22 protein-coding genes are annotated in these 24,077 nt (G+C 41.1%); 12 read left to right on the top strand and 10 right to left on the bottom strand.

Annotated features, from left to right (window positions below):
- Positions 1–108: 108 nt before the first annotated feature.
- Positions 109–921, bottom strand: a complete 813-nt coding sequence (locus tag GBI66_RS14710; RefSeq protein ID WP_005191715.1) for a TorF family putative porin — start codon at positions 919–921, stop codon at positions 109–111.
- 740 nt (positions 922–1,661) lie between these two features.
- On the opposite strand from GBI66_RS14710, the gene GBI66_RS14705 reads away from it, so the two are divergent.
- Positions 1,662–2,951, top strand: a complete 1,290-nt coding sequence (locus GBI66_RS14705; protein ID WP_151716604.1) for an OprD family outer membrane porin — start codon at positions 1,662–1,664, stop codon at positions 2,949–2,951.
- 98 nt (positions 2,952–3,049) lie between these two features.
- On the opposite strand, the gene ppa is transcribed toward GBI66_RS14705, so the two are convergent.
- Together ppa and GBI66_RS14695 are read right to left on the bottom strand one after the other, a co-directional pair.
- Positions 3,050–3,577, bottom strand: a complete 528-nt coding sequence (ppa, locus tag GBI66_RS14700) for an inorganic diphosphatase (protein ID WP_004656389.1) — start codon at positions 3,575–3,577, stop codon at positions 3,050–3,052.
- A gap of 116 nt (positions 3,578–3,693) precedes the next feature.
- Positions 3,694–4,092 (bottom strand): MAPEG family protein, encoded by a 399-nt coding sequence (locus GBI66_RS14695; RefSeq protein WP_004802081.1) that lies wholly within the window; start codon positions 4,090–4,092, stop codon positions 3,694–3,696.
- Positions 4,093–4,242: 150 nt separating this feature from the next.
- On the opposite strand from GBI66_RS14695, the gene GBI66_RS14690 reads away from it, so the two are divergent.
- On the top strand, positions 4,243–4,635 hold the full coding sequence (locus tag GBI66_RS14690) for a hypothetical protein (RefSeq protein WP_151716603.1): 393 nt from the start codon (positions 4,243–4,245) through the stop codon (positions 4,633–4,635).
- Between the two features lie 48 nt (positions 4,636–4,683).
- Here the strand turns inward: GBI66_RS14690 and GBI66_RS14685 are convergent, their stop codons facing one another.
- The 6 genes from GBI66_RS14685 to GBI66_RS14660 form a co-directional block, all read right to left on the bottom strand.
- Entirely contained in the window at positions 4,684–6,363 is a 1,680-nt protein-coding gene (locus tag GBI66_RS14685) for a long-chain-fatty-acid--CoA ligase (protein ID WP_005191709.1), read from the bottom strand.
- 156 nt (positions 6,364–6,519) lie between these two features.
- A complete protein-coding gene (gene parC / locus GBI66_RS14680; protein WP_151716602.1) occupies positions 6,520–8,739 on the bottom strand; it encodes a DNA topoisomerase IV subunit A in 2,220 nt (739 codons plus the stop codon).
- 160 nt (positions 8,740–8,899) lie between these two features.
- On the bottom strand, positions 8,900–9,421 hold the full coding sequence (locus GBI66_RS14675) for a hypothetical protein (RefSeq protein WP_171494322.1): 522 nt from the start codon (positions 9,419–9,421) through the stop codon (positions 8,900–8,902).
- Between the two features lie 22 nt (positions 9,422–9,443).
- Positions 9,444–10,088 (bottom strand): trimeric intracellular cation channel family protein, encoded by a 645-nt coding sequence (locus GBI66_RS14670; RefSeq protein ID WP_004802075.1) that lies wholly within the window; start codon positions 10,086–10,088, stop codon positions 9,444–9,446.
- 52 nt (positions 10,089–10,140) lie between these two features.
- A complete protein-coding gene (locus GBI66_RS14665) occupies positions 10,141–10,611 on the bottom strand; it encodes a YchJ family protein (RefSeq protein ID WP_151716601.1) in 471 nt (156 codons plus the stop codon).
- Positions 10,612–10,691: 80 nt separating this feature from the next.
- The gene (locus tag GBI66_RS14660) at positions 10,692–12,275 is read right to left on the bottom strand and encodes a TerC family protein (protein ID WP_005191700.1); all 1,584 of its coding nucleotides are present in this window, start codon (positions 12,273–12,275) and stop codon (positions 10,692–10,694) included.
- A gap of 326 nt (positions 12,276–12,601) precedes the next feature.
- On the opposite strand from GBI66_RS14660, the gene GBI66_RS14650 reads away from it, so the two are divergent.
- Entirely contained in the window at positions 12,602–13,228 is a 627-nt protein-coding gene (locus GBI66_RS14650; protein WP_151716600.1) for a TIGR00730 family Rossman fold protein, read from the top strand.
- A gap of 55 nt (positions 13,229–13,283) precedes the next feature.
- Here GBI66_RS14650 and GBI66_RS14645 read toward each other — a convergent pair whose 3' ends face one another.
- Complete coding sequence (locus GBI66_RS14645) at positions 13,284–15,065, bottom strand: choice-of-anchor I family protein (RefSeq protein ID WP_151716599.1); 1,782 nt, start codon at positions 15,063–15,065, stop codon at positions 13,284–13,286.
- A 164-nt stretch (positions 15,066–15,229) separates the two neighbouring features.
- Between GBI66_RS14645 and mdtD the strand changes: the two genes are divergently transcribed.
- From mdtD to GBI66_RS14600, 9 genes are all read left to right on the top strand, one after another.
- Positions 15,230–16,618, top strand: a complete 1,389-nt coding sequence (gene mdtD, locus GBI66_RS14640; RefSeq protein WP_151716598.1) for a multidrug transporter subunit MdtD — start codon at positions 15,230–15,232, stop codon at positions 16,616–16,618.
- Positions 16,619–16,667: 49 nt separating this feature from the next.
- Complete coding sequence (locus GBI66_RS14635; RefSeq protein WP_151716597.1) at positions 16,668–17,636, top strand: hypothetical protein; 969 nt, start codon at positions 16,668–16,670, stop codon at positions 17,634–17,636.
- 10 nt (positions 17,637–17,646) lie between these two features.
- Positions 17,647–18,408: a GH25 family lysozyme gene (locus GBI66_RS14630; protein ID WP_078197399.1), complete on the top strand. Its 762-nt coding sequence runs from the start codon at positions 17,647–17,649 to the stop codon at positions 18,406–18,408.
- On the top strand, positions 18,398–19,465 hold the full coding sequence (gene dinB, locus GBI66_RS14625; RefSeq protein ID WP_151716596.1) for a DNA polymerase IV: 1,068 nt from the start codon (positions 18,398–18,400) through the stop codon (positions 19,463–19,465). The genes GBI66_RS14630 and dinB overlap by 11 nt, the downstream gene beginning before the upstream one ends.
- Before the next feature lie 303 nt (positions 19,466–19,768).
- Positions 19,769–20,485, top strand: a complete 717-nt coding sequence (creB, locus tag GBI66_RS14620) for a two-component system response regulator CreB (RefSeq protein WP_151716595.1) — start codon at positions 19,769–19,771, stop codon at positions 20,483–20,485.
- Between the two features lie 42 nt (positions 20,486–20,527).
- Positions 20,528–20,833: a hypothetical protein gene (locus tag GBI66_RS14615; protein ID WP_151716594.1), complete on the top strand. Its 306-nt coding sequence runs from the start codon at positions 20,528–20,530 to the stop codon at positions 20,831–20,833.
- A gap of 13 nt (positions 20,834–20,846) precedes the next feature.
- A complete protein-coding gene (gene creC, locus GBI66_RS14610) occupies positions 20,847–22,313 on the top strand; it encodes a two-component system sensor histidine kinase CreC (protein ID WP_151716593.1) in 1,467 nt (488 codons plus the stop codon).
- 75 nt (positions 22,314–22,388) lie between these two features.
- The gene (gene creD, locus GBI66_RS14605; protein ID WP_151716592.1) at positions 22,389–23,777 is read left to right on the top strand and encodes a cell envelope integrity protein CreD; all 1,389 of its coding nucleotides are present in this window, start codon (positions 22,389–22,391) and stop codon (positions 23,775–23,777) included.
- A gap of 62 nt (positions 23,778–23,839) precedes the next feature.
- On the top strand, positions 23,840–24,043 hold the full coding sequence (locus GBI66_RS14600; protein ID WP_004802052.1) for a hypothetical protein: 204 nt from the start codon (positions 23,840–23,842) through the stop codon (positions 24,041–24,043).
- Positions 24,044–24,077 lie beyond the last annotated feature (34 nt).

The raw sequence follows: 24,077 nt of genomic DNA, 5'->3' as shown, positions 1-24,077 counted from the left end.
ACTGTAAAACCTTGTTGAACCAAAGCTCTAGCGGCTTAAAACAATTTGACCTAAATCTGTATAAAAAAAGCCAGCAAAGATACTGGCTTTTTCTTTCTTCAAAGAGGATTAGAAGGTTTTAGTCAAACTAAATAATACACCCGTGTCATATGGTTTCTTCTGTGCATTGGTCATACCAGATTTACTGATATTTGTACCAACCACATCAACTTCAGCTAAGATACCAAGGAAGTTATAATTTACACCCAGTTTATAATCAACATAGTTATCGTCCTTGCCAGGGCCACCAGCAACAACACTTAATGAGTCTGCATTTTTAAGCTTGTTGTAACCGACAGATGCAAGGCCTGTTAAGCCTGTATCAGCAATTGGAGCAGAATAGCCGAGGTTGAAATACCAAAAATCATCACTTCTACCCCAATAATCTGGCGAATAATTCACACCAACACTTAGAGCATCACCAGCAAAAATGGTTTCAGGGAATGTTAACTTGCCAAATACTTCAGTAAATGCCAAACCTTTTTTACCATTATAAGTATTTGTATAGTTTGACTTAGAACCAATATAACCATAATGGATGACACCAACGTCATATACTGGCTTAATTTTATCTGTCAATGCAAAGCTATTGGTAAAACCTAATGTCGCATCAGTTTCAGTAGATACACCAGAGATACCAAAATCAACACTCGATCCCCAAAGAGCTAGATAAGCACCTGAAGTATGTGAAAATGTAAAACCACCTTGAATAGCAGGATTATTTGAAGATTGTGTTACACCACGGAAACGGTAGTCTGTTGTAGCAGAGACGTTACCTGATGCTGTTACACCATAAAGTGAAGGCTTATCTTCCGCCATAGCAAAAGTCGAAGTCACTGCACAAATACTCAACGCGATTGCTTTACATGCAAATTTCATCATATTGATCTCCCCCATGATGGATATTCGACTGATTTATGTTTTAAATTGCATCACAAAGTAATTAGCAATTGCTGTGCCAACTTTATAAAAACTAGGTTAAATCTCGATTTTGTCCCATAAAAGTGCTGAGCTTCCGTCATCGATGCCTTGGAATTGATCTTTATCAAAAAAAGATCTGTTTTTTTGAACTATTTAGAAGCGTCACTAAAATAAGCCCTATTTATTGCACAAAAAAGAGGCATATCTGCGAAGTAAAAAAACAAAAAAGTGCTTAAAAGATAAGCATCATGCAGAAAATGTAAGCAGTGTTCCATAAAAGTGCATCGGCAAAAAACTTAAATTCGCCTGAACATCTGTAACTTTTGGATTGATGAGTCACTGTCATTCGTCGGGATGGTAGTTTTTGCAAATTGATACGCTTATTTTTTAAACAAAGAAAAAATAACTCATTAAATAAAAAGAAAAAATAATGCAATAAATCACATATTTTTATAAAAATAAATCAAAAAATATACAGCTTATTTTACAACCAAATTAAATTATTTTAAATATAAAAATCATTGGTTTAAATTGAATTTGACGGTTTTTTAAACGAGAAACAAATCATAAAATTATATAAGTATTTTATTTAATATTAATTAAATTATTTTAATAAAAATCTATCTTTTTTATGCATAACTTATACAATTGGTCAAAATTTCGGTTCTATCCCAAATTTATTTTTTTTAATGAGGCGAGCTATGCCAAAGGCAAATAAACTTACTTTAGCGGTTTTGATTAATGCCGCGTTAATTACCTCAACATATGCAAGCGAACAAAGCGAAGCAAAAGGACTTGTTGAAGATGCCAAAGGGGATATTTTATTCCGTACTGGTTATTTAAATCGTGACAAAAAGAATGGTGTCAAAGACACAAGCTCATATGCTCAAACGGCAATGGTAAAACTTGAAACCGGTTTTACTCAAGGTTTAGTTGGCTTTGGTGCAGGTATCATTGGTGATGGCTCTTTTAAATTAGGCTCGAACAATAATGCTGGTAACGGCATGATCCCTCGCGAACGCTTAAATGGTAAAGACAATACTGGCGATACCTATGATCACTGGGCACGTGGTGGCGGTTTTGTTAAAGCACGTATCTCAAATACAACTGTGACTTACGGTACACAAATCTTAGATATCCCTGTTCTAGCAAGTAATACAGCACGTTTAGTACCTGAATACTTTGAAGGTGTTTTGGCAACAAGCCGTGAAATTGATGGCTTAGAGTTAACTGCCGGTAAATTCACTAAAGATCAGTACTCTGACCAAATCAATACTGATGGCCGCAAACTTGATCGTGCTGTAGTTTGGGGCGCAAAATACAAATTTGATGACAACTTAAATGCGGCGTACTTTGGCTTGGATAGCAAAGATAAGCTAGATCGTCATTATATCAATGTGAACTATAAGCAAGCGTTAGATAAAGACAGTGGTTTGACGTATGACTTAAGTGCTTACCATACCAAATGGGATGAAAAGGCAAATACGTATTCAAGTACGACTGATGACTTGTCTAATCGCAAAAATACCATCTGGGCGCTTTCTACGACTTATAACACAGGCCCACATAGCGTGATGCTGGCTTACCAACAAAATAATGGTAATACAGGTTATGACTACGGCGAGAACGCTGATGGCGCTCAAAGTATCTATTTGCCAAACTCTTACCTGTCTGACTTTATTGGTAACAGCGAAAAATCTGCGCAATTACAATATAACGTAGACTTCGGTGGCTATGGTGTTCCTGGTTTAAGCTGGACGACTGCATTCGTTTATGGTTGGGACATTAAAATTAAAGATGTAGCCGATACTGCTCAAGAACGTGAGTTCTTTAACCAAGTGAAATACACGGTTCAATCTGGTTTTGCCAAAGATGCGAGCTTACGTTTACGTCACTCATATTACCGTGCAAGCGATGCTTACGATAAGCTTTATATCGGTGATACCAACGAATGGCGTATCTGGCTTGATATCCCTGTGAAATTATTCTAATTCACAGTTGATCAAGCAATAAAAAACTCCATTTGAATGAATGGAGTTTTTTTATGACCAAGCTTTAAAAAACTAAAGCTTGGTCCAATATTTCAAAGTTACTTTTTAGCAGCTTCGATTGCTTTAAGTACTTCAGCTTTCGCAACGTCAGCACCTTCCCAACCACTGATTTTTACCCATTTACCAGGCTCTAAATCTTTGTAGTGAGCAAAGAAATGCTCAACTTGGCTGATCAATAACGGCGGAAGATCCGTATATTCTTGAACATCTTTATACAATGGAGATAATTTTTCGTGTGGAACAGCGATTAATTTCGCATCGATACCACCATCATCTTCCATTTTTAATTTACCTACTGGGCGGCAACGAATCACAGAACCAGCAGCAACAGGATGTGGAGTTACAACAAGTACGTCTAATGGGTCACCATCTTCAGACAATGTATTTGGTACATAACCGTAGTTTGCTGGGTAGAACATTGCTGTACCCATGAAACGGTCTACAAATAACGCATCTGAATCTTTATCGATTTCATATTTGATTGGCGCTGCATTTGCAGGAATTTCGATGATGACATAGATGTCATTAGGTGCGTCTTTACCCGCAGGAATATTGCTATAACTCATATCAACACTCGTTTAATATTGTGAAGTCAGATGTAAATCGGACAGATTATAACGTGAATACAATGAAAATGATGCTAGATATGCAAACAGCTGGAGAATTTTCTATCCAGCTGCGCTTAAGTCATTTTAATAGTAATCACGAACAGTAAAATTGGACAAAGCAGAGAGAAAAACCAAATGATTGAACGCAAAGTTGCCAAATTGGCTAGATAACAAATGCCATAAATCACACGGAATACGATGTAAGCCCAACCCAACGTAAGAATAAAGCGTTCTGGCACAACCATATATTCTGCCATCAAAATCGCAGCAATAAACAAAGGTAAACTTTCAAAACTATTCTGTTGCACGGCATTGGCACGTGCAGACAAGCCAGTGGTTTTGGCTAAAAACTCACGCGGATTTTGATTATCTTTTGCTTGAAAACCACCTTTCGATTTTGCAATCAAGGTAAACACATACGGCAACAAACATGCGACTATAATCATCAATATAATGCCGCTAATACCTTGCATGCTGAGATCCATCATTTGAAGTTCTTCTGATCATGCTATCATAATCTATAATTTATTGAACTTTCATTTGTGCTTGTTCTACAAGCGTTTCTTTTACACCACGTTTGTGTGTAAAAGTTGTGTTTTTTCATACAGTTTTAAGGTCAAACTATGCAGCAGCAAGATCAAAAAGAAATGTTTGATGTTTTGGCACAGCAAAGACAGCATCAACTCTTAGTTGATCGTGTATTGAAAGTTGTACTCCCAATCATGGCATTTTTACTCAGTGTGATTTGTGCAAATCTGAATTGGCAGTCGACCTTGGGTACTTTTGTGATCCTCAGCATTGCCTTTTATGCGGTCGGTATTTATCGCTTAACACTCTGGCATTGGTTGGTGGTCATTGTAATTTATGCTCTTGCCGACAACTATTTTAGTTTTAATGGTATCGATTCAACCCGTTTACGCTTTCAATTAGCCACTATGGTGGTGTTTGTCGGCATTGTCGGTATTGGACGACCGTATATCGATCGCTGGTTAATGAAATCAAATCGTACTAAATAAATTCAAATAAAAAACGCCGCAATTGCGGCGCTTTTTTTAGCTTTATGCTTAAGCTGGTTTACGCAAGTCTTTACGTAAGATTTTACCTACGTTTGACTTCGGTAATTCTTCCATAAACTCAACATAACGTGGGCACTTATAACCTGTTAGGTTTTGTTTTGCATAAGCAATAATTTCTTCAGTCGTTAAAGAAGGATCTTTTTTCACGATGAATAATTTTGGCACTTCACCTGATTTTTCATCTGGAACACCAATCGCAGCCACTTCCAATACTTTAGGATGTTTCGCAATCACTTCTTCAATTTCACTTGGATAAACGTTGAAGCCAGATACCAAGATCATGTCTTTTTTACGGTCAACAATCTTCACATAACCACGTGAATCCATCACACCGATATCACCGGTACGGAAGAAATTATCAGCAGTCATCACTTTGGCAGTTTCATCTGCACGATTCCAATAGCCTTTCATGACTTGAGGGCCACGGATTGAAATTTCACCTTGTTCACCTAGTGCAACTTCTTTACCGTCATCATCCAAAATTGCAACTTCTGTTAATGGCAATGGAATACCAATCGTGCCACTGAATTCAGTTGTTGCAGGTGGGTTCGCAGTTGCAACAGGTGAGGTTTCAGACAAACCATAACCTTCAATAATGGTTGTACCTGTGATTTTTTTCCATGCCGCAGCAGTCGATGGCAACACCGCCATACCACCACCCATCGCCATCTTCAGATTGCTATGGTCAAGTTGTTTGAACTCTTCATTGTTCACTAAAGCATTAAACAATGTGTTTACTGCTGGGAAAAATGATGGCTGGTATTTACGTAATTCGCCAACCACTGCTGGCAAGTCACGTGGATTTGGAATCAAGATATTCGCTTGGCCTTTATACATACCGTAAAGCGCACATACCATGAACGCAAAGATATGATAAAGCGGCAATGCACAAACAATGCGATCACCTTTCGCGCTGTCAGAAGCACCAAACTTGCTTGAGAAAATTGCTTCACACTGAAGTAAGTTTGCAACAAGGTTACGATGCGTCAATTCAGCACCTTTAGAAACACCTGTTGTACCACCCGTGTATTGGAGTACCGCAGTATCACTTAAGGTTAAGCTTGGACGCTTGTAGTTGCTTGGATTGGCTTTGCTTAATGCAGCATTGAATTTGGTATGCCCAGGGATATTCCACGCTGGAATTTGCTTACGCACTTTACGTAAAACAAAGTTGACCAAGGTACCTTTCAATGTACCCAACATGTCACCCACAGAAGCCACCACAACATGCTTCACAGGTGTTTTACCAATAATGCTTTGATAAACGCTGGCAAAGTTTTCAATGATTACCAACACTTCAGCACCAGAGTCATTCAATTGATGCTCAAGTTCACGTGCTGTGTACAATGGATTCACGTTTACAAGCACTAAACCTGCACGGAATACACCTAAAGCAACCACTGGGTATTGGAAAACGTTCGGCATCATGACCGCAACACGTGATCCTTTAGCTAAACCTAAGCTCTGTAAATAAGCAGCGAATTTACGGCTAGCGACTTCTAATTCATTAAACGTTAAAACTTTATCCATGAAGATAAAGGCATCACGTGAACCAAATTTTTGGAAATTGCGTTCAAAAATATCAACAAGTGAGGTGTTTTCAGCAGGCAGTTCAACTGTTTCTGGAATTCCTGTCTTTTGGTATTCAGCAAACCAAATCTTTTCCATAATGCCATTATCTCCGAGTGGTAATCCTTAAAAATGTAACAACGTTACGTCCATGACAAAACATTTTTTTTAACTTTTTGAATTGCCCTGTCAATCTATTCAAACAATATGAATACATTGTCATATATAACGTATTTGTATCACAGAATACTAGCCTTATCTCTGAATGAAGAGTCTATTTGCTTTTTGATATCCGCGTGGTAAAAGTTGCCCCTTTGTTGCTCTTTTTCCTAGATATTTTTGGAGATCGTCCCCTTTCAGTTTTAGATGCTGTTGTCCTGCAGCGACTTGGATTATTTCATCTAACGTCAGGGTTGTCATGGATAAAATTTGCTCTTTTTCATCAAGTTGTATCAACTTGTTACCTTTACCTTTATTCAGAACTGGAAGTTCAGCTAAATCAATAATCAATAAACGTCCTGATGAACTGAGGATCGCAACATGAGTTGCTTGCTGAATTGGCAGCAATGGTAAAGCCGTTGCCTTATCTGCAACCGTCAAGAATGCCTTACCCGCTTTGGCATTGGTATCCAATTGCGCGGCTTGGGTTTTAAAACCATAACCTTTAGAACTGACCGCAAGTAATTCACTATTATCGTCATCAATAAAGACTTGGATAAATGAGACCCCACTGGCTGGAGACAGTTTGGAACTGAGCGGTTCACCTAAGCCACGTGCCGATGGCAAGCTACTAATTGGCAAGGCATAACTACGGCCTGTTTCATCCAAGAAGTACACCCGCTGATTGGTTTTACCCACAGCATGACTTAAATACTGGTCCCCCGCTCGGAAGTTAAGATTAGCAGCATCCACTTCCGCACCTTTGGCAGCACGCACCCAACCAGCTTCTGACAACACCACGGTCACCGCTTCGGCTGGCATTAAATCTTGTTCTTTAATCTGCACCGCGTCTGCACGAGCAACGATTGGTGAACGGCGATCATCACCAAATTTTTTCGCGTCTTCTTTTAATTCACTGATAATAAGATTTTTCAATGATTCTGGATTTGCCAATTGCTCACGAATAATGGCGGCCTTGGCTTCCAGTTCTTCTTGCTCACGGCGAATTTCCATTTCTTCAAGCTTGGCTAAATGGCGAAGCTTGAGTTCTAAAATTGCTTCAGCTTGAATCTCATCAATACCAAAATGCTGCATTAATACAGGTTTTGGCTGGTCTTCTTCACGAATAATCCGAATCACGGTATCAATATCTAAGTAAGCAATTAAAAGACCTGCCAAGATATGTAAACGCTTTTCAATTTTGGTTAAATGATATTGCAAACGACGGGTCACGGTTTGCTTACGAATCTCAATCCACTCTAACAAGATTCGGCGAATCGATTTTACCTGTGGACGACCATCCGCCCCAATCATGTTCAGGTTGACACGGTAGCTTGATTCTAAATCCGTTGTTGCAAACAAGTGACTCATCACCGTTTCTGCATCGACACGATTAGAGCGCAGCACAATCACCAAACGGGTTGGATTGCGATGATCAGATTCATCTCGAATATCGGCAACTAGTGGCAACTTCTTGGCAATCATTTGATCGGCAATTTGAGTCACAACTTTTGAACCAGAAACCTGATAGGGCAATTCGCTAATCACGATTTCATTTTTTTCGACTGTATACACCGCCCGAACACGATAACTACCACGACCTGTGGTTTGAATTTTCAGTAATTCTTCAGGCGGAGTAATGATTTCAGCTTTGGTCGGTAAATCTGGTGCAGGAATATATTCTGCTAATTTTTCATCGGTGGTTTCAGGGTTACGAATCAGCGCAATCGTGCCTTTCACCACTTCACGCAAGTTATGCGGCGGGATATCGGTTGCCATCCCCACTGCAATACCCGTGGTACCATTCAACAGAATATTGGGAATACGTGCAGGTAAGGTGATTGGTTCTTTCATCGAACCATCAAAGTTATCCTGCCATTCACTGGTGCCCTGCCCAAGCTCACTCAGCAATAATTCACTATAAGCCGAAAGTTTAGCTTCGGTATAACGCATTGCCGCGAATGATTTTGGATCATCAGGTGAACCCCAGTTGCCCTGACCCTCAACCAGTGGGTAGCGATAGCTAAATGGCTGTGCCATCAATACCATCGCCTCATAACAGGCGGAGTCACCATGTGGATGGTATTTACCGAGTACGTCACCAACGGTACGTGCCGATTTTTTCGGCTTGCCTGTCGATTTTAAGCCGAGCTCGCTCATCGCATAGACAATACGGCGCTGTACAGGCTTTAAACCATCACTGATATGGGGCAATGCACGATCCATAATCACGTACATGGCATAGTTCAAGTAAGCCTGTTCAGTGAATTCGGCTACGGAACGGTTTTCTGTTGCATGATGTGCAAGGCTGGTCATTTCAGCGAGTCATCCAAAATCATTTATTATCGTCAATGTTTTGTATGCTATGTGGATGAAGGCGTTGTGACAAGCCCTTGTTGTTGTTTAAACGTCAAATGGTGTCTTGTTCGGAGAATTTGTAATTGGATAAGGTTCTAAACAGAAGATTTTTACTTATCTAACCTGAGACTTCTCTAAGTAATGTCATTTTATTTTTATCAATATTTAAAATTTGCAAAGAAGCAAATTCATCATGATCATTAAAGTCCAGACTAAAATGGTGCCCTTGAAAAGATTCAATTGTATTCTCTTTAATAGATGAAAATGCCAGTTCGATGTAATCCAGACCAATCAGCAATTGAAAATCTGTATCAAATGCATCTTTAAACTGACTGGAAAAATCGTTCATATCTACCACCCAAGACGAAACATCAAAAACAGGGAGGAATGTTTTTTTCAAAGCTGACGATGTCGGTGATTTTATCGTTTGAATAATCATCTGTGGATCATAGGTAATAAGTTTGATCGTTGACAATTCACCTGTTTTTAAAAGCCCTATTTCAATTAAAGATGTAGAGCCATTACCAGCTCTCCAATACAAATCTGGAGATTTTTCATTCAAATAAATAGCAAAGGGGATATAACCATCAATCTCAATTGAATGATAAGAAAACGGACTTATATCAATTCTTTTTAACATCTGCTTATCTATATAATTTTTATCAATGTTCATCGGTGGAGGACGCAGATTCCGCATCATCCTCTTTATAAATAAATTTCGGCATTTCCAGACCAAAATAAATTGCAATCAAACGTAAAGTGAAACCAAAGACCAAAGTAAAAATCACAGTAAGATCGTGTGGCAAACCGACTTCCAAGCACACCCAATAACAAATTACCGCAACAAAGGAAATACTGGCATAGAGCTCACGACGGAACACCAAAGGTACGTCATTACACAGAATATCACGCAGAATACCACCTGATACTCCAGTTAATACCCCTGCGACAGCAGACACCACAAAGCCATGTCCCATCGATAAAGCAATCTGACAACCAATGATGGTAAAACCAATTAAACCCAAGGCATCCAGTACCAAGAAGATGTTGCGCAGATGACGCATCCACTTGGCAATAATAATCGTCACAAAGGCAGCAATACAGGTCAGCACCAAATATTCAGGATGCTTGACCCAGGTTAAAGGATAATGCCCTAATAGCACATCACGTACCGAACCACCGCCTAAGGCCGTGACACAGGCAATCAGCACCACACCAAACCAGTCCATACTACGTCGGCCCGCTGACAATGCACCAGTCATCGCTTCCGCAGTAATGGCAATAATATAAATTACGGTGAGTAACATCTGCCTACATCCCTAAATCAGGCGTAAAAGTGTGCGCTATTCTAAGACAAACTTAGATGAATTGCGCACAACATTGCTTAAATTTTTTCCCCGAGCCACAAATGCAGGGTTGTTTCATAGTGATTTGCATATCCAGAGTCGGATCAAGGAAATACCACTGCTGTTGATGTAATACAAAATGTGAAATTTCATGATGAATATGCGCTTGTGTGCCATCATGATAATGTGCCTTGAACTCAACCAACGCATGCGTTTTATCCAGCTTGGGCTGATGTTGTACGACTTCCAGTTTGAGCCATTGATTCGATTGACTCCAGTCTGCAATCGCAGCTCGGTCTAAAGCGGGCTGTTGCCCCAAGGCTGTCGTCTGCAAAATATAATCAATCTGTTGCAATGCAAAAGCACTATAACGCGATCGCATCAACTGCTCTGCAGTTTGAGCGACTTGCTGTTTTAAGTGCAAAGGCTGACAGCACTCAGCATATTGCCCCTGCCCACATGGACAATTTTGTGATGAAGTCATTTCCAATTCTCAAATAAAAAAGCCCTGAGAAAAGCCTTGTACCACAAGGCCAAACTCAAAGGCTATTTGCTCAAACTTAATTATTTCTCGGTCGTCTTCTCTTTCGGAAGGATGCGCACTTTTTCAATCTTGTGCCCATCCATTGTCACCACTTCAAAACGATAGCCATCGACTTCAATCATGTCACCATTTTCTGGTAAACGACCAAGATGGAATAAGATATAGCCCGACAAGGTTGAATATTCTTCACTTTCATCGACCAAATCTTTGCCCAATAACAAAGAAACGTGACGAATGTCGGTTGAACCTTCTAACAACATAGAACCGTCATCTAGACTTTCTGCAGTTGCTTCCAATTCATCTTCATCAGGGAATTCACCCGCAATCGCTTCTAACATATCAATTGGTGTGGCAATCCCTTCAATCGAACCATATTCATTCAGGACAATCGCCATTTGTAATGGTGCTTGACGTAACTGTTCCATCACCATCAGGACTTGTGCATTTTCATGCACAATCACAGGTTCACGTAAGTGTTTACTGAAATCGATCGCACCTGTTTCGATATATTCATTCAATACTTTATGGGTGAGAACAATACCTTCAATATTGTCTAACTCACCACGAGCAATGATCAAACGCGAATGGGTCATTGCCATTAAACGTTCTTTTAACTCAGCAGGATCATCATCTAAGTCTAGCCACTCTAGCTCTGGACGTGGTGTCATCACCGACTTGACTGGACGCTCAGATAAACCCAAGACCCCTTGAACTAGAACACTGTGATATACGCCATTATCTTCATCAAAGACTTCTTTGGCATAAGCTTGAGTCGCTAACACATCTTCTGCTTCTTTGTTCTGACTTTCGTTACCATTGCCTTTACTGCCCAACATACGCAGTACGGCAGAGGCGGTGCGATAACGTAAATCTGTTGTCGTCACCAATTTCTCTTGGTTGCGGCGCATAGTCTGGTTGACCATTTCCACCAACACCGAGAAACCAATCGCAGCGTATAAATAACCTTTTGGAATATGGAAACCAAAGCCTTCAACCACCAATGAGAAGCCAATCATCATCAAGAAGCCAAGACACAGAATCACTACGGTTGGATGCTTATTGACGAAATCCATCAATGGGCGTGAAGCCAGCAACATGATACCAATCGCAATCGTCACCGCGATCATCATCACTGAAAGTTCTTTCACCATCCCCACTGCAGTGATCACACTGTCAAGAGAGAATACTGCGTCGAGGACGACGATCTGTACCACCACCATCCAGAACACGGCATGTACTGGGTTTTCTTCTTTATGTGCCTGCTTTCCTTCGATTCGCTCATGCAGTTCCATGGTGCCTTTAAATAATAAGAACACACCACCAAACAGTAGAATCAGGTCACGTCCGGAAAAGGGATGATCAAAAATATGGAACAGCGGTGTGGTTAAAGTCACCACCCATGCGATCGAGGCAAGCAGGATCAAACGCATTAACAGGGCGAGAATTAAACCAATCTTACGAGCAGCATTACGTTGTTCTGGTGGTAATTTTTCTGCCAAAATTGCAATAAAAACAAGGTTATCAATACCTAGTACAATTTCAAGCACCACCAATGTGGCTAAGCCAACCCAAGCAGCAGGATCTGACATCCATTCCAGAATCATTGAGGTGACTCCTCTGCAAAATCAGCAATATTGTTATGAAGTTGAGATTTTAAAAGGTCGGCACAAACAGCCAAAACATTTTTTTTAGGAAATAAGAACAATGCGGAGCGACAACAACCACTACTCATAGAGGTACATAGATTAATAAAAGGATTTTTAGTATAGGCAAGATTTCAGTGAAATTCATCTTTTTTTATGTTGAGGATGTTTTCAAATTCTTTCGAAGCACGACAAAAGTACATTGTATGTAAAATGTGCATAAAACTGTCACAAACCTGATTTAGCCTAGACAAGCACAGCGAAAATGATAAGGTGAAAATAAACGAATGAATAGTGTATTAAGAATGACAGAGACAAGAACCATTACTCCTCCTCCCATAAAAACCACTCAATCTCTTATTGCGTTATATTGCGGCTCACGTACAGGCAACAAGCCGATTTACCGAGACAAAGCCATTGAGCTAGCCCAGCATATTGCCAATCAAGGCTTTGGTATTGTCTACGGCGGTGCCAGTATTGGTCTGATGGGACAAGTGGCAGATACCGTACTAGAACATAGTGGCGAAGTAGTCGGTGTGATTCCAGAGTTTATGTTGGATTATGAAATTGCTCACCATAAACTGACTGAACTGCATATCGTCAATAGTATGCATGAACGTAAAGCCCTGATGGCTGAACGTGCCAGTGCCTTTATTGCCTTACCAGGTGGTTTGGGTACTTTTGAAGAAATTCTGGAAATTGCCACTTGGGGACAGCTCAATCAGCACCAGAAACCCATGATTATTTATAACGTCAATCGCTTTTATGATGCCCTGATTGCACAGCTTGATCATGCAGTAGAAGAAGGCTTTTTACCACCGCAGCACCGTGCCAAAGTGATTATTTGTGAAACACTGGAACAGATTTCAAGTGTGATTAAAAACTTAAGCACACCTAGCCATATCGAAGTCTAAGACCGACCCATAAAAAAAGCGGATCAAGAAGATCCGCTTTTTTTATATTGAGAACTTATTGCACATTCACTTGATAGACAGCAGTTGAGCCACTGACTTCATTTCCCACCACCAGTAAAGGCTTGCCATTTGGTGAATCATTTGCCGTAATGAAAATCAAACCTTCAGGTCCTAAATCGCCCTGCTTGGCCGCATCGGTTTCGACAAAATTACGTGTCGTAAAATATTCAATAAATTTCGGTTTATTCGGTGTGGTGATGTCATACACCATCACTCCACTCATCCGCTCTAAGCCAATAAAAGCAAAGGTTTTCTTACCGATCGTACCAACAGCAACACCCTCAGGCTCTGGACCTTTATTATCACTACGATCATCAAAAGCTACCGCTTCGTGGTCACTATTAAAATAGTTCGGGAACAATTCAGCGGTTTTCTTTTCAAACTCACTACCTGAGTCCCAAACTAACTGACCTTGAGTATTCCAGATACTGAATGAACGCGCGCCATAAGCATAGAGCTTGTCATAAGTGAGCAAACCATTCGCATCCAGTTTAGCTGAACCATCTGCATTGGTTTGATAACCCATGTTCCACGCAATATTGAGACGACCCAATGCTGCATCATCACGGCATGCACCCGCAGTTGTTGCAGTGGCACCACAATACGCAAAGATCACTGGATTGAGTTTCGCCCCTTTCACCCCTGCAGCTATTTGTTGTAAATGTGCTGGATAATCTCCGTCCTTATTAAAGCCTTTGCTGTTAAACAGATGCTTCATTCGGATATTTTCAACAAAACCTTTACTGGCATCTCCCGCATAATAGGCTTTGGAATCCTTCAACCATTCACGGCTATCACCTTCGTTTGCAGTGACCAGATAGGTTTGACCATTGGCTTGATAATTGGCAATCGAGTCCGGTTGATACATACCAAATAAGCCAGCCCATGTTTTGATATCAATCTTCTTGTCTTTATCGCTGACATCCAGTTCATTGCCAATTTGCCCATGATCTTTATAGCCCAATGGATAAATATCGGTGACTTTCTGCTGAGCGATATCAATTCGTGCAATCGCATTGTTTTCCTGCAACGTGACCCACGCAGTTTTACTGTCTGCAGCAATGGTTATATATTCAGGTTCTAAATCCTGAGCCACGCTCGCATTTGGCCCAAAAATACGCACCCCTTTGGCGATTAAATCCGCCTTTTGTGAATTCCACGCCTTAAAGTCTGCGACACTGGCTTTGGGTTGTTGAATATTGCTGATATCGATAATGCTGACAGAACCTTCAGGATCAACCGAGTAGTCATCGTTTGGCTCACCTTCATTGGCCACCAAAACAGTTTTGCCGTCTGGGCTAAAAGTCAACATATCCGGCAATGAACCTACGGCAACTTTACTGATAAAACTTAAGTCCTTAGCATTAAAAAACACCACAATACCTGTATCGGTTTTCTTCTCCGCTTGGACTGCAATCGCAACAATGCCATTTTTAACCGCAACGCTATTCACTTCCGAGTTGGCTAAATAAATACGGGCAGAAAGCTCTGCAAGATGAACTGGCTTTTCAGGCTTAGAAGCATCTAAGACATCGACTAAACCCTTCTGGGCATTGACCACAAATAAACGTTTGCTCGTAGCATCATAGGCTGGAATTTCAGCAGCACTTTTAGCGAAAACATTAGTTTCATAGCGTCCCAATAAACTTAACTTAATCGTTTCAGGCGTTGCTTCGACTACCTCAGGCGCAGTCGTCTGCTTGTCATTATCATCATTACAGGCCACTAACCCCACCGACAGTAACGCTGTCAGTAAAACTGAAATCTTAAATTTCATGATCAAATTCCATACAATTTATTCTGTATGGCTAATCTAGTATTTGGTGATGCAAATTCGATGACACTTTAATGTCAGTTTCATGACCACTCTTTGACAATTTTAGGCTTTATTTCACGCACAGTTGCATTAAACTAAAACTGCCTTTTTATTCATCACGGCTCATGACAACGACAACACATCAAGCGGTACAACCTGAGTTCCGATTGTTGGTGCTTCTGGTCTCGATTGGCTTTTTTATGCAAGCCTTAGACACCACCATCGTCAACACGGCAATTCCAGCGATGGCGGTTCAACTCAATGAAAATCCATTGCAGATGCATGGCGTCATTGTGGCCTATGTATTGTCAGTTGCAGCGTGTATCCCTTTAAGTGGTTGGTTGGCTGATCGCTTCGGTATTCGTAATATCTACCTCAGTTCTATGGTGATTTTCAGCTTGGCCTCGCTGGGCTGTGGCTTGTCTCAAAACCTAGAACAATTATTATTTTTTCGCGTCATTCAAGGCATCGGTGGTGCTTTACTGATGCCTGTAGGGCGCTTGGCTTTATTAAAACTCATTCCACGCTCCCAATTTCTGTCTGCCATGAGTCTGATGAGCCTTGCAGGTTTGATTGGACCGTTGATGGGACCGACTTTAGGGGGTTGGCTCGTCGAAGTGACCACTTGGCACTGGATTTTTTTAATTAATATTCCGATGGGAATCTTGGGAATGATCATGACCTTCAAAGTCATGCCAAACCAGAAAGAACCTAGCGTCAAATCCTTCGATTTAAGTGGCTTTATCCTATTAATGGTCGCAATGGTGGGCTTGTCCCTTGGGATTGAAAATATCGCCTCATCTCAATATTCTGGCCTGATCAGTATTGGTCTACTCATTGCAGGATTATTTGCAGCAATAGGCTATGCCTATCACGCACATACACATCAAAATGCCCTGTTTCATGGTCGCCTATTTCGTTACAAAATTTTCTCGATCGGTGTACTCGGCAATTTCTTTGCCCGCTTGGGCAGTAATGCAATCCCGTTTATCTTGCCGCTGATGTTGCAAGTGGCTTTTGGTTTCGAGCCGTTCATTACTGGCTTAATGATGATTCCAATGGTATTAGGTTCATTATTTTCCAAACCCATTATTCGCCCATTAATTCAACGGGTCGGCTATCGTCGTTTTCTACTGACCAATACCGTCTTGGTTGGTTTATGCATTGCTAGTTTTTCATTGATGACAGCCGCGACACCGCTTTGGTTGAAAGTGCTACACCTGTTTATCTTCGGTACACTCAATTCGCTGCAATTCGTAGGCATGAATACGCTAACTTTGAAAGACTTACCACAGCAAGATGCCAGCAGCGGCAATAGCTTCTTATCCATGATTATGATGCTTTCGATGAGTATCGGGGTGGCATTGGCAGGCACACTGATTAATGTGTTTGGTCAACACCTCTCAAGCACATCTCTGAGCACGGCATTCCACGCCACCTTGATCACACTCGGCTGTATTAATATCATTACCGCACTGGTGTTTTGGCAAATTCCAAAAGAAACTACAGATTAAAGCGAAAAGCCTAGAACTCTCGCCAATAAACAGAATAAGGAAAAGTAAAATGATCGTTCCCCAACATTGGGCAGAGGCCAAAACAAAAACCAAGATTGCAGGACGACAATACACCATTAAACGCTTTGGTTGGTCAGATCAAAGCCTTGCAGCAGCGCAATCGCATGCTGAGCAACGTGTTGACGAGGCAATTGAAAGGATCAAGGCTGGTGAAAATATCCGAAGAATCGACCATAAAGTTCCCTACAATGGTGCCGAGGGTGTACCAATCAGAGAACAGATTATTGCTCAGCATGACGATGTCATTATCACGCGAAACTCCTACGGCGCATTATGCTTAAATACCCCAGATGTGTTATTTGCCGATATCGATTTCGAATACGCACCTCGCTTTAGACTGTATCTATTGGCTTTTTTATTATTAATGCTAGTCACGAGTATTGGGGCTGTTTACTTAGGTTCATGGATGATCTTAGGAGTCGGAGTGATTGTTTCCCTCATCTTGACAGGGTTAGTTGGCAAAGCGCTGTTCTATTTACAAAACAAGTTGTTTGGAACTCCTGAACAGCGTGCATTTGCATCAATTCAAGATTTCTCTCAACAGCACCCCACATGGCATTTACGCGTTTATCTCACACCAAAAGGTTATCGTGTTTTGGCAATGCATCAGATCTTTGAACCTAAAAGTGATGCAGCCCAATTATTATTCAATGCCATTCATGCGGATCCTAACTACGTCCGAATGTGTAAAAATCAAAATTGTTTCCGAGCCAGAATCAGCCCAAAACCTTGGCGAATTGGTGTGAATCGCTTAGCACTCGGCATCTGGCCAGTCAGCGAAGCACGTTTAGCGATCCGTGAAAACTGGGTTCGAGACTATCAGAAACAAGCCGAGAACTATGCATCATGCAAATTTGTGGCACAATTAGGCAGTCAGGTGACCCACATGAAGGCGAAGCGAGTACAATCTCTACATGACCAATACTGTAAATCTGACACTCGCTTAGACATCGCATAATACAAATGATATGGCAAAAAAATCGATAAAATTTCCACGTGCTCAACATTATCCGACTTACGTCAGTATCGGTTTAGCCGTCATGTTGGGTGTGGTCAGTTACTTTGGTTTGTTCTATCAGCAAAAAGCCTCGGCACAAGATTATTCCATCCGTGGCTTTGATGTGTCTCATCACCAAGGTGAGATTAACTGGAAGAAAATCTCACCGATGCAATATCAATTCGTCTATCTCAAAGCAACTGAAGGCGGTGATTTTAAAGATCGCAACTTTCAGCAGAATTGGTTAAAGGCGCGTGAACAAGGTCTGCATGTGGGTGCTTATCATTTTTACCGCCTGTGTCGTGATGGTGCTATACAAGCAGAAAATTTTATTGCGACCGTTCCGAAAAAGGCCGATGCCCTGCCGCCTGTGATTGATCTGGAATACGACAGTAATTGCATTAATACCTATACCAAAGAGCAGCTACTCAAACAAATTCAGGTCATGCATGACCAACTGCAAAAACACTATGGTAAACAGCCGATTTTTTATATTTCTAAAAGCTTTTATCACATTGTCTTGATGGGGAACTTTAATCAGACGCCTGTTTGGGTTCGTGATTATGAGGGCAAACCTGAACTCAAAGATGGTCGACAATGGCTGTTTTGGCAGCATAGCAGTCAAGGCAAAATCGACGGCGTTCCCAAAGCCGTGGATTTAAATGTTTATGCCGAATCACCAAAGCAATGGCGGATTTTTCTGAAAGCACAAGGCATTGAAGATGCCAAATGAGTTACGCAAAATCATCCATATCGACATGGATGCCTTTTATGCCTCAGTCGAGCTCAAAGACCGCCCTGAGCTAAAAGATTTGCCAGTGGTGATTTCCTCACATCATCCTCGTGCAGTGATTGCCGCAGCCTCTTATCCTGCCCGTGTCTTTGGACTCCGTTCAGCCATGTCGATGGGACAAGCCAAAAAACTCTGTCCACAGGTCATCGTGATCGAACCTAATTTTGAAAAATACCGCGAAGTTTCAGCGCAAATTCATCAGATTTTTCAGCAATACACGCCCTTGATTGAACCGCTGTCTTTAGATGAGGCCTATCTGGATGTGACTGAAAATTTAAAAAATATTGCCAGTGCCACCGAAGTCGCCACACAGATCCGTGCTGATATTTTTGCAGTCACAGGCTTGACCGCGTCCGCAGGCGTGGCACCGAATAAGTTCTTGGCAAAAATTGCCTCGGATTGGAACAAACCCAATGGCTTATTTGTGATTAAACCGAATCAGGTACTACGTTTTATTCAAGATTTAGCCTTGAATAAAATTCCTGGGGTGGGAAAAGTCACCCAAGAACGACTGCAACAACTAAATTTGCATACCTTAGGTGATCTGCAAAAAATTGACGAAAATGTGCTGATTCATCATTTTGGGAAGTACGGCAAACAGCTGTATTTATATGCGCAAGGCATTGATCACCGACCTGTCAAAGCAGAACGGGAACGTCAGCAAATTTCCAAGGAAATTACTTTTGATGATGATTATACCCTTGCTCAATGCAGCCATGCATGGCAGCCATTGACCGAGCAAGTCTGGCGTAGTCTGAATAAAAAACAGCTAGCCGCGCGTGGTGTGACGGTCAAACTCAAGCTTAAAAATTTCCAAGTCTTACAACACAGTAAAAGCTTTAAGCAAGCGCTACAATCGCAACAGGATTTAGCCCAAGTGCTATTACAACTGCTCGATGAAATGCATATCGACCCAGAATTTCAATTTCGTCTGGTTGGGGTAGGTGTTTATCAATTGCAACCGCTACAGGAAGAATCACAACTTTCTTTATGGTGATGCTGTTTTTTTGCACAACCATACAACGCTGACTGAAATTTATGTTTGCTTTTTATCCAGTTTTCAGTACTCTAAGCAACGCAGTAACATTATCCATGTTACTTGCTTTGCTAAAGAAAACCTCACTTTTAGCATCTGCTCCTGTGGTTGGCGTGACGATCAAATCCGAATATTACAGGGCACTTCAAGTGTGCTTTACAAACTCCCCTCACTGTAAAAATTCTGAATTTAATTCTTCTCTCCTCCAAGACTTCAGTTAAACTAAGTGCATAAAATTAGAATATTGCGCATTACACCTGTCTTATGAAGCAAAAACAAATTCTCTGTGTCGAAGATGAAGCCGCAATTGTACTCCCATTACGTTATGCACTTGAGCGTGAAGGCTGGCAAGTCAGTTGGGCCAATACAGGGACACAGGCACTGCAATTACTGACACAACAATCCTTTGATTTCATTATTTTAGACGTAGGACTTCCTGACCTGAATGGTTTCGAAGTCTGCAAACAATTACGCCAAAAATACCAAACACCTTTACTGTTTTTAACAGCCCGTGATGATGAAATTGATCGAGTGGTGGGGCTCGAAATTGGAGCGGATGATTATTGCAGCAAGCCCTTTAGCGCACGAGAAATTGTGGCAAGAATCAAAGCGATTTGGCGCAGAATGGAAGCGCAAGCTCAGCCTGTTATTGCCTCTGTAGCAGCCACGAAAACTGAAGTCATTTTGCAATCGGCAATCTGGTCATGTAACCCTCAGTCCTTGCAGATTCATTATCATCAACAAATGCTACAACTGACTCGCTATGAATACCGCTTGTTATTTTTACTGATTCAGCACCCAGAACAGGTGTTTAGCCGCCAACAATTGATGGATCATATTTGGGAACATCCAGAGCATAGTTTGGAACGTACCGTCGATACGCATATCAAGAGTTTAAGGCAAAAGCTCAAACAGATTACCCCAGATGATGACCCTATTCGTACTCATCGTGGCTTTGGCTATAGTTTGATGCAATTCTAAGGTCTGTTTCTAAATATAATCTCAACAGCTAGACTATCAATTATGGAAAAAAATATAAGTATGCATGATTGGTCTCTCATCTCTATTCACTTAGATTGGATCCAATCTCATCTTAAGATTCATCTAAAAAACAACCAATCAGAAGACATAATGCTAATTGCAGAAAAATTTAAAAGATTTAATATCTCTCAGAAAAATGAGTGGGGTGAAAGTATTTCAATAAATCAGATATTAAACTTATCCATTTTAGAGAATGGAAATTCATTCATACAAATAGAAGTCCAATCTGGTGATCTTTTTGAAATTGAAGCAGAAAAAATAATGCTTCCATTTCCATCCTCGATTTAGAGGTTATAAAATTATGTCTATCTTTGTCCGTATCTGGTTTTTCTTTAGCTTGGTGGTGGTATTGAGTCTAGGTTTTATCGCCTATACCCTGACCCAGCAAGTGAAACCCAATGTACGGCAAGTAGTTGAAGATACCCTCGCTGAAAACGCCAATATCATTGCCCAACTGATTGCGGAAGATGTCTATCAACATCAGGTGGATACGCCCGAATTTGATCAAAAAATTCAGGCAGCTTTGTCCCGTCAACTGAATGCCACCATTTGGCAGCATCGCAAAGAACAGATTAACCAGCAACTGTACATTACCGATCCCAAAGGCATCGTGATTTATGATTCTGAAGGGCAAGCCGTAGGACAAGACTATTCAAAATGGAATGATGTCTACTTAACGCTACGTGGCAAATACGGCGCACGTTCAACAGCCACCAATCCCTACGACCGCAACAGTAGTGTCATGCATATTGCAGCGCCGATTATTTACCAACAACAATTGCTTGGTGTGGTCAGTATTGGTAAACCAAATCAGTCGGTACAACCTTATATCGAGCGAGCCGAACAGCAATTAATTTACCAAGCCTTATGGATCGCAGCACTCAGTTTATTATTGGCGAGTATGGTGGCATATTGGCTAAGACACAGTATTGATCGGGTCCGACGCTATGCACAGGCATTGGCACCGGTGAATCAGGCACCATTCTTTTATTCCGCCAAAGAACTCAACCAAGTGACTCAAGCACTGAGCGAAATGCGGGAAAAACTGGAAGATCGTGGCTATGTGGAGAACTATGTCAATACATTGACCCATGAACTCAAAAGCCCCCTCACCGCGATTCAAGCCAGCGCTGAATTACTACAGGATGACTTACCACTGGCTGATCAGCAACAGTTTGCCCATCATATCGTCCAGCAAAGCCAGCGTTTGCAGTCATTAATTGAACGGATGTTGTTATTAACACGACTCGAAAAAAATCAGCATGCTTTAGAGTTTCAAAACTTAGACCTGAACGAACTCATTCAACAATGCTTTCAGCAACAACATAGTGCTTTGCAGCTGAAACAGATCCAAACACGGCTTGATCTCCCCCAACACTGCTTGATCCACGCCGATCCCTTTTGGCTAAAACAAGCGTTGAATAATCTGTTAGATAACGCCAGAGATTTCTGTTCTCCACAGGGGAAAATCGCAGTTCAAGTTCAGCAAGACCCAAGCCATCAAAGCATCACTTTGTTGTTTTTTAATGAGGGCGATGCGATTCCTGAATACGCCTTAAACCGTGTATTTGAAACCTATTTTTCTCTACCGCGCCCACATAATCAGCAACGCAGTACCGGCATTGGACTCAGTATCGTCAAACAGATTATTCAGCAGCACCACGGTCAGATTAGTATCCAGAATATTGAAGCGAATCGCCTCGACTTCTTAGCAACCCATCAATCTGGTGTGCTCTTGACCCTCATACTTCACACAAACTTCACTTAAGCTTCAAACCGAACTCATCCGAAGCGCATCTCGCATATAGATACTGGTCATATCCTAATGACCATGGAATTTCATATGCGTCGCAATTTTATCAATCTTAAAATCGGAGCCATTCTGTTCCTGATTTTGATTTTTTATATTGGTTTGTTTTTTATTTCGAGCTTGGTCTCAGAACGCCAAAGCTATCAACAACAAGTCATTCATGACATCGCCAACGAACAAATTCGTCCACAACAAATCGTTGCACCTTATTTAAAACTGCCCTACCAAGTACAAACCACCTGTACCGATGAACAAAAGAAAAGCTATACCTGTACGCAAACCCTATTTGTCGCTGTAGGTGCTGAAACGACCAACTGGAGTGCACAATTTAAAGTTTCGGACAGTACCTATAGGCGTAATATTTATAAAGCAATCAGTTATCAAAATTCGATGTCAGGCAAAGGTACATTTAAGGCCATCGATAACGAAGCAAAACGTGATTATCTATGGGAACAGGCTGAAATTATTTTTCCGATCCAAGATGCGCGTGGGTTGAATGCCAAACCAATCTTCAATATTGATGGCAAAGCCTATAAGTTCGACTTTTCTGCGCAAAGCCAAGGACAACGCGGTTTTGATCTGATGCATCTGACGGCTAAGCAATACCCTGAACTGGTGCAAAAGTTCCAACAGGGTTTTAAGTTTGGCTTGCAGTTCGAGCTTGAAGGACTGAGTGAATTCAGCTTCATTCCAACCAGTTATGAAATGACCTATCAAGCCACAGGTAACTGGGGCGATGTTAAATACGATGGGCAAAGCCTACCCTTTAAAAAATCCAGTGAAAAACACCAATTTCAGGCAGACTGGAAAAATATCGCACTGGGTAAACGTAATTTAGAAAATGTTTCACTGTGCGAAAATAGCCAGTGCTTTTATCAGGTCTTAAATGCAGAAAATGCACCCGCAGAAGCTGCCTATGATAGCCGCGTCCCCTCCAATATTTCAGGCATTTCGACTCAATTCCTAGAGCCTGTCAATATCTATACCCAAACCGATCGTGCCATTAAATATGGCGTGATGGTGATCATCATTACCTTTGGCTGCTTCTTCCTGTTTGAAGTTTTAAAACAACTCAAAATCCACCCTGTGCAATATGCACTGGTTGCCATGGCACAAGGTGCGTTCTTCGTGTTGTTACTTTCAATTAGTGAATATTACGCCTTTTCACTCGCCTATCTAGTGGCAGCAATCGCTTGTGTCGGTCTCATCACATGGTATTTATATTTTGTGGTCAAAGGGGTTAAGCCTGCGCTGTTATTCGGAATTCTACTCAGTGTGCTCTACGGCATGATGTATCTATTACTGCAATCCAGTGGTAAGACCTTCTTATTTGGCTCCATCCTGTCCTTCATCCTGATTGCCTGCGTCATGTTCATCACCCGTCATGTCAACTGGTACCAATCCGAACAACAAAGCCAATAAAAATATATAAGGACGAAGTAATGTCTTCGCCCCCTTTCACGGGATTGATAAGGAATAAAACCATGTACCAAACGACTTATTTAGCGTTAAAACAACTTAAACAGCTATGTCCTTTACACAGTTCGATTGCAAGCTGTCTGAATCAATTACGGCAAGCCAAAATTCAGTTTTTGAATCTGGGAAATATTATTATTTGCCCACAACAACGCTGCATTTTAGTTTTCAAACATCGTAACTTAATGGAAATAGAAACTTTTTTAGCCTGATTTATAGAAAATTACATTGCAGCTGAATGGCATC

The sequence above is a fragment of the Acinetobacter sp. TUM15071 genome (genome assembly GCF_008980925.1).
GTDB classification, from domain to species: Bacteria; Pseudomonadota; Gammaproteobacteria; order Pseudomonadales; family Moraxellaceae; genus Acinetobacter; species Acinetobacter dispersus.
Note: the sequence above shows the minus strand (reverse complement) of the source record. Positions and strands in the feature narration are given on the sequence as shown.

What these genes read in the sequence shown, in the direction of transcription:
- GBI66_RS14710 (WP_005191715.1), bottom strand. Translation starts at nt 921, where the DNA reads ATGATGAAATTTGCATGTAAAGCAATCGCGTTGAGTATTTGTGCAGTG.
- GBI66_RS14705 (WP_151716604.1), top strand. Translation starts at nt 1,662, where the DNA reads ATGCCAAAGGCAAATAAACTTACTTTAGCGGTTTTGATTAATGCCGCG.
- ppa (WP_004656389.1), bottom strand. Translation starts at nt 3,577, where the DNA reads ATGAGTTATAGCAATATTCCTGCGGGTAAAGACGCACCTAATGACATC.
- GBI66_RS14695 (WP_004802081.1), bottom strand. Translation starts at nt 4,092, where the DNA reads ATGCAAGGTATTAGCGGCATTATATTGATGATTATAGTCGCATGTTTG.
- GBI66_RS14690 (WP_151716603.1), top strand. Translation starts at nt 4,243, where the DNA reads ATGCAGCAGCAAGATCAAAAAGAAATGTTTGATGTTTTGGCACAGCAA.
- GBI66_RS14685 (WP_005191709.1), bottom strand. Translation starts at nt 6,363, where the DNA reads ATGGAAAAGATTTGGTTTGCTGAATACCAAAAGACAGGAATTCCAGAA.
- parC (WP_151716602.1), bottom strand. Translation starts at nt 8,739, where the DNA reads ATGACCAGCCTTGCACATCATGCAACAGAAAACCGTTCCGTAGCCGAA.
- GBI66_RS14675 (WP_171494322.1), bottom strand. Translation starts at nt 9,421, where the DNA reads ATGTTAAAAAGAATTGATATAAGTCCGTTTTCTTATCATTCAATTGAG.
- GBI66_RS14670 (WP_004802075.1), bottom strand. Translation starts at nt 10,088, where the DNA reads ATGTTACTCACCGTAATTTATATTATTGCCATTACTGCGGAAGCGATG.
- GBI66_RS14665 (WP_151716601.1), bottom strand. Translation starts at nt 10,611, where the DNA reads ATGACTTCATCACAAAATTGTCCATGTGGGCAGGGGCAATATGCTGAG.
- GBI66_RS14660 (WP_005191700.1), bottom strand. Translation starts at nt 12,275, where the DNA reads ATGATTCTGGAATGGATGTCAGATCCTGCTGCTTGGGTTGGCTTAGCC.
- GBI66_RS14650 (WP_151716600.1), top strand. Translation starts at nt 12,602, where the DNA reads ATGAATAGTGTATTAAGAATGACAGAGACAAGAACCATTACTCCTCCT.
- GBI66_RS14645 (WP_151716599.1), bottom strand. Translation starts at nt 15,065, where the DNA reads ATGAAATTTAAGATTTCAGTTTTACTGACAGCGTTACTGTCGGTGGGG.
- mdtD (WP_151716598.1), top strand. Translation starts at nt 15,230, where the DNA reads ATGACAACGACAACACATCAAGCGGTACAACCTGAGTTCCGATTGTTG.
- GBI66_RS14635 (WP_151716597.1), top strand. Translation starts at nt 16,668, where the DNA reads ATGATCGTTCCCCAACATTGGGCAGAGGCCAAAACAAAAACCAAGATT.
- GBI66_RS14630 (WP_078197399.1), top strand. Translation starts at nt 17,647, where the DNA reads ATGGCAAAAAAATCGATAAAATTTCCACGTGCTCAACATTATCCGACT.
- dinB (WP_151716596.1), top strand. Translation starts at nt 18,398, where the DNA reads ATGCCAAATGAGTTACGCAAAATCATCCATATCGACATGGATGCCTTT.
- creB (WP_151716595.1), top strand. Translation starts at nt 19,769, where the DNA reads ATGAAGCAAAAACAAATTCTCTGTGTCGAAGATGAAGCCGCAATTGTA.
- GBI66_RS14615 (WP_151716594.1), top strand. Translation starts at nt 20,528, where the DNA reads ATGGAAAAAAATATAAGTATGCATGATTGGTCTCTCATCTCTATTCAC.
- creC (WP_151716593.1), top strand. Translation starts at nt 20,847, where the DNA reads ATGTCTATCTTTGTCCGTATCTGGTTTTTCTTTAGCTTGGTGGTGGTA.
- creD (WP_151716592.1), top strand. Translation starts at nt 22,389, where the DNA reads ATGCGTCGCAATTTTATCAATCTTAAAATCGGAGCCATTCTGTTCCTG.
- GBI66_RS14600 (WP_004802052.1), top strand. Translation starts at nt 23,840, where the DNA reads ATGTACCAAACGACTTATTTAGCGTTAAAACAACTTAAACAGCTATGT.